General features: G+C 35.4%; 8 protein-coding genes. 5 read left to right on the forward strand and 3 right to left on the reverse strand.

Going from position 1 to position 8,731, the window contains the following annotated elements:
- Positions 1-2 precede the first annotated feature (2 nt).
- Complete coding sequence (locus ACIQ7N_RS17700) at positions 3-866, forward strand: metal ABC transporter permease (protein ID WP_402934421.1); 864 nt, start codon at positions 3-5, stop codon at positions 864-866.
- A complete protein-coding gene (locus ACIQ7N_RS17705) occupies positions 863-1,285 on the forward strand; it encodes a Fur family transcriptional regulator (protein WP_142509824.1) in 423 nt (140 codons plus the stop codon). Before ACIQ7N_RS17700 ends, ACIQ7N_RS17705 begins: the two co-directional genes overlap by 4 nt.
- A gap of 398 nt (positions 1,286-1,683) precedes the next feature.
- Here the strand turns inward: ACIQ7N_RS17705 and serC are convergent, their stop codons facing one another.
- Complete coding sequence (gene serC, locus ACIQ7N_RS17710; RefSeq protein WP_402934424.1) at positions 1,684-2,775, reverse strand: 3-phosphoserine/phosphohydroxythreonine transaminase; 1,092 nt, start codon at positions 2,773-2,775, stop codon at positions 1,684-1,686.
- A gap of 617 nt (positions 2,776-3,392) precedes the next feature.
- Here serC and ACIQ7N_RS17715 point away from each other — a divergent pair.
- Positions 3,393-3,932: a hydrolase gene (locus ACIQ7N_RS17715; RefSeq protein ID WP_402934427.1), complete on the forward strand. Its 540-nt coding sequence runs from the start codon at positions 3,393-3,395 to the stop codon at positions 3,930-3,932.
- A 34-nt stretch (positions 3,933-3,966) separates the two neighbouring features.
- Here the strand turns inward: ACIQ7N_RS17715 and ACIQ7N_RS17720 are convergent, their stop codons facing one another.
- Positions 3,967-4,470, reverse strand: a complete 504-nt coding sequence (locus tag ACIQ7N_RS17720; protein ID WP_402934430.1) for a PCYCGC motif-containing (lipo)protein — start codon at positions 4,468-4,470, stop codon at positions 3,967-3,969.
- An 80-nt stretch (positions 4,471-4,550) separates the two neighbouring features.
- The gene (locus tag ACIQ7N_RS17725; RefSeq protein WP_402934433.1) at positions 4,551-6,863 is read right to left on the reverse strand and encodes a YhgE/Pip family protein; all 2,313 of its coding nucleotides are present in this window, start codon (positions 6,861-6,863) and stop codon (positions 4,551-4,553) included.
- A gap of 192 nt (positions 6,864-7,055) precedes the next feature.
- Here ACIQ7N_RS17725 and ACIQ7N_RS17730 point away from each other — a divergent pair, with 192 nt between their 5' ends.
- Together ACIQ7N_RS17730 and ACIQ7N_RS17735 are read left to right on the forward strand one after the other, a co-directional pair.
- The gene (locus tag ACIQ7N_RS17730; RefSeq protein WP_248716520.1) at positions 7,056-7,535 is read left to right on the forward strand and encodes a thioredoxin family protein; all 480 of its coding nucleotides are present in this window, start codon (positions 7,056-7,058) and stop codon (positions 7,533-7,535) included.
- Positions 7,536-7,762: 227 nt separating this feature from the next.
- On the forward strand, positions 7,763-8,464 hold the full coding sequence (locus ACIQ7N_RS17735; protein ID WP_248716519.1) for an O-linked GlcNAc transferase: 702 nt from the start codon (positions 7,763-7,765) through the stop codon (positions 8,462-8,464).
- Positions 8,465-8,731: the final 267 nt, after the last annotated feature.

The raw sequence follows: 8,731 nt of genomic DNA on the forward strand, positions 1-8,731 counted from the left end.
TAATGATTGAAGCAATTTTTAACTATGAATTTTTACAAAATGCCTTTTTCTCTGGGCTATTAATTGGCATATTGGCACCGCTATTAGGTGTTTTTATTGTCGTTCGCAGGCTTTCACTTATTGCTGATGCCTTGTCACATGTGACACTGGCGGGAATAGCGGGAAGCTTATATATTAGTCAATCTGTTACAGCATTAGCGATGCTAAATCCGATTTACTTAGGCATACTAGCCTCTGTCAGCGGTTCAATTTTAATTGAGCGTCTTAGACGTTTATATAAGCACTATGAAGAGCTTGCTATTCCAATTATTATGTCTGGTGGCATTGGTATTAGTGCTATTTTTATCTCGCTTGCGAGTGGCTTTAGCACGGATTTAATGAGCTATTTATTTGGTTCAGTGTCAGCTGTATCACGTCAGGATCTATGGGTAGTAGTAGGAATTGCTGCCGTTGTCATTATCTTTTTATTTATATTTTTTAAGGAACTTTTTGTTTTATCTTTCGATGAGGAATATGCAAAAGCTAGCGGTCTGCCTGCACGTTGGATTCATCTCTTGTTTATGATCGTTACAGCGCTTGTTATTGCTGCAAGCATGCGCATCGTCGGCATTTTACTTGTATCATCACTTATGACGTTACCAGTGGCTGCTGCAATGCGACTCGCAAAGGGCTTTAAGCAAACAATTATTTATGCAATTGTCTTTGGCGAAACGGCTGTGTTAATCGGTTTAGTCAGTGCTTTTTATTTAGATTTAGCACCCGGTGGTACAATTGTCGTTACTTCTATCTTAATTTTGTTGCTTGTAATACTAGTGAAGAAAATAGTATTTAAAATGGCTACAAAACGGGAGGAGGTAGCGCAGTGAATGTTTCAAGAGCGTGGGAAATTTTAAAAGAAAACGGCTTTAAAAAAACAGATAAGCGTGAGTTAATATTAGATATGTTCGCAGCCACAGATAAATATTTAACTGCTCGAGATTTATTAGATGTTTTGAAAAAAGATTTTCCAGGTATGAGTTTCGATACGATTTACCGTAACCTTTCAACGTTTGTGAAGTTAGGAATACTGGAGGAAACTGAGCTATCTGGGGAACGAAATTTCCGTATGCATTGTGAATCTGAACATCATCACCATCATTTTATTTGTATGGATTGCGGCAATGTTAAGGAGCTAAATCTCTGCCCTATGGAAATGCTTGGAGAAAAGCTACCAGACTATGAAATTGAAAATCATAAATTTGAAATATATGGTAAATGTCCGGAATGTAAGCATGAAACTTTGTGAATTCTGACCTGACAAAATTTGAAGAGAGGGGTAGTTCCAAGTGAGGTTTCATTTGGAACTACCTCTTTTATTGTATATATGCTGTTATACATGTAGTTTCAATTTTTTTGTACAAGAACTTTTCCGACTAGTATTGCGCATCACTTTAATAATCTATGATATTTGAGTGAAAGGAGATTGGTAATATGTCCGCTAGGCATTTAAAAAGATGTATTTCCTTAAATAATAATAAAAAGACGAATGATTACTTTTAAGTAAATCATTCGTCGATTTTTTATCTTTATTCTGTAAAAGGGTCCAATCTTTGAAGATGAATGGCGAATGTGTGGTCCCTTTTTAGTAGGATCCAAACACTTACTGAAATAGAGGAACGAACGCCACGTCCTAGGCGAAATTGGTTATTTTTGATGTTTTTGTTGGAATTCTACCATAAAGTCACGTAATGCTTCACAAGCCTCTAATGGTACAGCATTGTAAGTAGAAGCACGGCAGCCGCCTACAGAACGGTGTCCATTAAGTCCAACAAATCCTGCTGCTTTTGCTTCAGTAAGGAATTGTTTTTCAAGCTCCTCATCAGCAACACGGAAAGTGATGTTCATTAAAGAACGGCTTTCAGGTGTTGCATGACCTGTATAGAACCCATTGCTATTGTCAATAGCATCATAAATTACTTTTGCTTTTAATTCATTATGCTTGGCAATTTCAGCAACGCCACCTTTTGATTCTACCCATTTTAATACTTCACCTAACATATAGATACCAAAAGTTGGTGGTGTATTGTATAAAGAGTTGCTGTCAGCATGCGTTGAATATTTAAGCATTGTAGGAATATTTTTATTCGCTTTCTCTAGTAAATCTTTGCGAATAATGACTACTGTTACACCAGATGGACCAAGATTTTTTTGAGCCCCTGCATAAATAAGACCAAATTTACTTACATCTACTGGTTTAGAAAGAATATCACTAGACATATCCGCAATTAATGGTACATTACCTGTTTCAGGGAATTCCTTCCATTGTGTACCGTAAATCGTATTGTTTGAAGTGATATGTAAATAGGCATCATCTTCATTGAATTCGAGGTTTACTAAAGTTGGGATATTGCGGTATTTATTTTCTTTTGTACTAGCAGCTTCAACAGGTGTACCAAATAATTTAGCCTCTTTGAAAGCTTTTTCAGACCATGATCCAGATAATACGTAGCTTGCTTTTTGATCTGCTTGTAGGAAGTTCATCGGTATCATAGTAAATTGAAGACTAGCTCCACCTTGTAGGAAAAGGACTTCATAGTTCTCTGGGATAGCATAAAGCTTTTTCAATAAAGCAATTGCTTCATTATGTACTTCGTCGAAAATGGCACTACGGTGGCTCATTTCCATAATTGACATGCCTGAGTCACGGAAGTTTACTAATTGTTGTTGGGCTTTTTCTAATACTTCTAGTGGTAGGGCAGAAGGGCCTGCGTTAAAATTGTATGCTCGTTGTGTCAAAGTGGTACACTCCTTGTTTGTTTTATAAGGTCAAACCTTAATCAGTTTAGTCCTTATTAATTGGTTAATGAATCTATCGGGCTTTTACAATCCGTTCATAGTCATCTAGCTAACTTTTTTAATTTAAAGATAATAGAATAGGCGGATTACTGACCGTTAAAAGCACTTTACTGGATTATAACTCAATTTTCAAGAGAAAAAATAAAATTCTCGCTATTCGAGCAGAATAATGACAGGCTCGCAACAAAATGTACACAATTGAGTTAAAATTCACAATAGCGTTTTAGCTTTAAATACGAACAAACTGAAATGGAGTGGTACATATATGAGTTAATATTTCGTGATTTACATATTGCTAAAACGGTGTGATAATAAAATGTTCGTGTTTGTGTAAATGAAATTTCTTCTGTTAAATAAGCACTCGCTTGCACATTCCACCCCAGAAGGACGCTTTCCGGAGTATAGCCTAAGTTCTTATAGGGTAAAGATGGATACATTTACAGGCAGAGAGGAACACACTAATTAAGTTAAATGGACGAAATATTGCTAACCGTGAACATAAACCAAGTAACTTTAGGTATAATGAATTGTGAATACTGCTAAAAGGGGTGTTTTAAATGTTTACAATAGAAGAAGCGTGTTTAGTTGTCGTCGATGTACAAGGGAAGTTAGCGACAATTGTTGACGAAAGTGAAGCGATGATTGAAAATGTGGCCAAGCTGGTACAAGCTATGCAAGTATTAGAGGTACCTATTTTATGGCTCGAGCAAAATCCTAGCCGTTTAGGTGGGACAGCTTTAAATATTGCTCAGCATATTCAAGGTCAACAACCTATAGCTAAAATGACTTTTAGTGCATGCCAGGAACAAGAGTTTGTCGATGCAATGAAGGTAAGTGGTCGTTCTCAATTTATTGTGACAGGTATCGAAACACATATTTGTGTCTATCAAACGGCCATACAGCTAAAAGAACAAGGGTTTGAAGTTGAAGTTGTTGTAGATGCAGTGTCCTCTCGTACAAAGGCCAATAAAGAGATAGGGCTTGAGAAGATGAAGGCACTTGGAATTTTACCAACAAGCGTGGAAATGATTTTATACGAGTTATTACAACGTGCAGATCATCCACATTTTAAAACGGTGCTACAGCTCGTTAAATAACAAAAAACTCATCAAACGATGAGTTTTTTTGTTATTAAGCAGGCATATCAGTCGGTGTTGGTTTTGCGTAGCCTTCTTTATATGTGTCATCAATTTTTTGACGAATTTCTTTTAGGCTCATACCATCTTTATGCATTTTTGCAGACTGTACAGCAATTTCTAGGCAAACGAGACAACGGGTACCGTGATCATCCCAAACAATGGTGCCATCCTTACGTTTTTCCTCAATAAAGCAGTTTAAATTGCTTTTATGTCCAGCTGATTCACCACATCCACAATAGCATGGCATCCATTCTAAAATGTCAGTAGACTGTCCAGCAATTTGATACACTAAGCGAATATCTTCTGATTTATTGTTTAAAAACGATGGTAAAATATCAGAAGATGCAGTTTCCTCCTGAATATCTCCGGAAGCATGTCTATGTTCTTGATGTGAAACTTCTTTTTGCGCTGCATTTTTTTCAACAACCTGTTTATCTTCACCACAAGCACTCAACACTAATAACGACAAAGTAAAAATAGATAGTAGTTTTTTCAACAAAAGCGCCTCCTACATGTTTACAATACTTCCATTATAACATCGTTCGTTTTAGGATTTACAAGAAGCACTAGTGAAAATTAATGAAAAATATCTAATCCGCGTGTTTTGTTCATTAAAAGTTCCATTTTCTCACTCAGTAATTTTTTCATGAAGAAACCAAATAGTATGAAAATGAGCCAGAAGAAAGATAAAAAGGCAAGATCAATCCAAACCTTTGACCAAATAATACCACCAACTGCCTCTCGCATCATCCCAATTGCATAAGTAAACGGCAGAAATGGATTTATCATTTGGAAAAACTTCGGTAGTAATTCGACAGGATATGTGCCACCGGAACCTGCAATTTGCAATACTAACATGACAATGGCTAACGCCTTGCCAACATTTCCGAATACGGATACTAGCGTATAGACAACTGTAATGAACACTAAGCTAATAAATAGCCCAAATGGAATAAAGTAGTAAGGAGCACTAATTGAACCATCTAAAATAACAATATCGCCAATTGTTATAATGAGCGTTTGAATAAATGAAAAAGTTGCAAATGTTAATAAACGTCCAAAGTATATTTGGCGAATACTATATTGAGTATTGTCGTGAATATCTACAGATAATAGAGAAATTAATAATAAACAACCAACCCAAACGGAAAGCACAGTGTAAAACGGTGTCATAGCTGTTCCATAATTAGCAATTGGAAACATTCTATGTTCCTCAAGTTTAATAGGCTCCTCAAAAAAATCTCGCTCAGCGTTAACGTCGTTTTTCAATAATTGAACGATTTCAGAAATGTCAGCTTCGCTTTCTAATTTTCTCAGCTTGTCTGCAAGAGCTTTAATTTTTGTACTTAATGCAGGAAAATCTGATTGTACTGTACCAATGGTCTTATTAGCTGTGGCTAACATATTTTTAGCATTTGTTAAACGATCTGTTGCTTGAGGTAGTATACTTTTTACTTTTGTTAACATGGTTGAAGCATTCGTTAAAGTATTTTTCGCAGAAGTCAGTGTCGTATGAATTTGTGGCTCTAGATGATCGTTATAATTAGTAAGGAATTGATGAAGATTGTTCGAAGCATTTTGAGCAACACTTTGAACATCAGCAAGATCTTTTTTTATCGTTTCGACATCAATATTATTTAATTGCTGTATTTTAGTTGAGGCGTCCGTTAATAAAGTATTTAGCTGATTTAATGCTGTTAAAGAGCTTAAAGAATAATCAGTAAAACTAGGATTTGCCTGTAAATCTCCACGTATAGCTTCAAGTTGTTCAATAATTTTATTGTTAGTTAGCAAAGTCTTAACATCTTCAGAATTGCTTTGCTGTAGCGCCGTCAGGATGTTTTGCACCTTGTTTTCAAGCTGTTTTCGAGTCGAAGCATCAGCTTGTGTTAATTTTTGAAGTGCTTCAAGTGTTTGGATGCTAGTATTTACTTTCTCACGAGATGCAGCTAGTTGGTTTTTTATCGTATCCTTTATTTGTGCAATGGCAGCTGTATCTATATTAGCATTTTGTAGCTTCCCTATAATATCTGTAAATCGTTGAGCAATATTTTGCACAGATTCTAGATCTTTCTTTACGATAGGGGACAGCTGGTTGAATAATGTATCTGCTTCATTAATCAATTTTAAACCTGAGTTAATCGTTGTTAGACCATCATTTGCTAATTTTTCAACCTCAGGAACTTGCGTAATCGTATGATTCAGTAATGTCTCAGCTTCTTTTCCGCCATTAGCAGTTTTCGCTAAAAACGTTCCGATATCTGGAAGATGATGTTCAATCGTAAAAATGTAATTTTCGAATTTTTTAAAATCTGGAATTTCCTTTTCCATTTCAACACCGACCGTATTAAAAATAGAAAAAAGTGTTCCATTGACGGTTGAGATAAACTCGCTAGATACTTGTTGTGTCAGACCACTAGCACCTTTACTTGTAATTTTAGGTGCAATTGGATTTATTTTTTCATTTACATAATAATCGATATGCGCTTTAGTAGGCACTTTTGATAGTATGGAGGTAAGTTTTTGAGAAAAATCACTAGGGACAACTATAACCGCAAAATAGTTCCCGTTTTTTAAATTATTAAGTGCCTGTTCATGAGATGTAAATTCCCAAGTAAAGTTTTGATTCGTACTTAAATTGGTTACTACCTCGTTACCGACATTAATATCTTCTCCTCTAACATTCGCTCCTGTGTCTTCATTGACAATAGCAATCTTCATGTTGGATGTATGAGCATAGGGATCCATAGATGCATAAATATTGAGCCAAGCATAAAGAGAAGGTAAAAAAATGAGCCCACCAATAATGACAGCAACTACCCAGTTTGTTAAAATATTATGGATATCACTTTTATAAATTTGAAAAATATTTCGGATAGTGTGTTTCATATTAACCACTCCATATTCGTATTGAGCATTATATATGTATGTTTCCAAAATTGGGCCAAATTATGTTTGAATTATGGAAAAACTTATTTTCAAAGACTTATTAGTTTACTAGGTTTTAAAAACACTTTATAATCAATTGCGAATACACTAAAACTAGGGTTTTTTAGTGTGGAAAGGGAGGAATACATTTTCGTGAAAAAACTACTAATTATTGGCTCAGTAATTGTTTTGTTATTTGCAGTAATTATTGTGCTAACAAATGTATCGAACAAAAGTAAGGTAGCAAGTGGAAATAATCCTTACGGTGACAAAAAACTGAAACAAGAAACAATTGATCAATTAGATGATAAAAATTACCAAAATATTATGTTGCCAGATGAGCTTGAAAAAAAGATAAAAGCGGGTGAAGATGTAAATGCTTATTTCTTCAGTCCAACATGTGTGCACTGTAAAGCTTTTACACCTAAGTTAATGCCGATTGCCAAAGAGCTTGGTGTTGATATTGCTCAATTAAATGTTTGGGAATATCAAGATTTATGGGATAAATATCATATTAATGCGACACCAACTTTTATTCGTTTTGAAGGTGGTAAAGAGGTTCAACGCTTTGAAGGTGCCTTACCAGATGAAGATTTACGTACATTTTTAAATAAAGAAGTATTGAAAAAATAAGTAAAGCTGAGACTGTATCAAAAGTTATTTTTGATCAGTCTTTTTTTTATTCTTTATAGGAAGTGTATTTGGCAAAGAAGAAGCGGCAGTTACTGAAGTTTTCCACCTCTATTGTTGGAAGAAGTAAAAGCCTCCAGCCAATTTTCGGGGCAATTATGTCGAGGCATAATTGCTTTTTGTAGTGTATACTAAATATACTGAAGAGTTGTACATTGGAGGAATATTAAATGACAATGGATGATTATTTTTATAATGGTGAACTAATGAAGTGTTATGAGGCGGCTAAGCAAATTACAGATGAAAATGAGAAAGCGTTAGCTGATAAATATATTAAATTATTAGAAGAGTATGATTTTGCTTGCTATCCAAAGCCTGCATTGGATGTTGAAACTCAACATGCTGAACGAGCGGATGAAAGTTATCCTGAATCGGATAGCGTAGTCGAAATTCGTGCGATCAAAGATGAAACAGAGTTTACAAAGCGTATTAAAGAACTTGAGGATGTAGCTACAACAGGTACCCCAATTGAAAAGGCACAATCATATTTTACACAAGGTGAACTGTTTTTGTTTGCACATCATTATAATGAGAGTGTCCATTGTTTTAGACAAGCTGTAAAAGAAAACCCTAACAAGGCGTTATATTGGGGCATCACGGGTCAAACGATGCACCGCTTCGGATGGATGCCATTCGATGCACTTGGTTACTTAGAGCAAGCTATTAACTTAGATTCGAAAAATGCGCGTTGGAAATGGAATAAAGCACTTGTTCTTATTCAATTAGCGAAAGATTTGCAGATGGCACCGTTTATGGCAAATGCTGCAATTACATTAGAAGAGGCCATAGCTGATTGTGGCGAACATCAGCGTTCCTTAAAAGATGCTATCCAAAATACAATCGATAATATGGATAGCTATGTATTTTCCTAGTAGATAGAAGATGTCTCAAAAGCTGGAGGGCACTGAAAAACTTACGTTTTCATAAAAACGAACCTTTCTCAGATAAAAATAAGGCACTTCTTGTTCAAAATTGAACAAGAAGTGCCTTATTTCTGTCTCTATTCCTTATTCATTTTCGTTTAGTAGCTTTAATATCCGTTTCAAATTGACAGCGAATATCGTTGTAGCACCTTGAATTTCCATGCCAAATAGACCCGCAGTCGATGCCGTATCGTACCCGTGTCCGTTTTTTAATTC

Source organism: Lysinibacillus sp. NPDC095746 (genome assembly GCF_044763535.1).
Classification (GTDB): domain Bacteria; phylum Bacillota; class Bacilli; order Bacillales_A; family Planococcaceae; genus Lysinibacillus.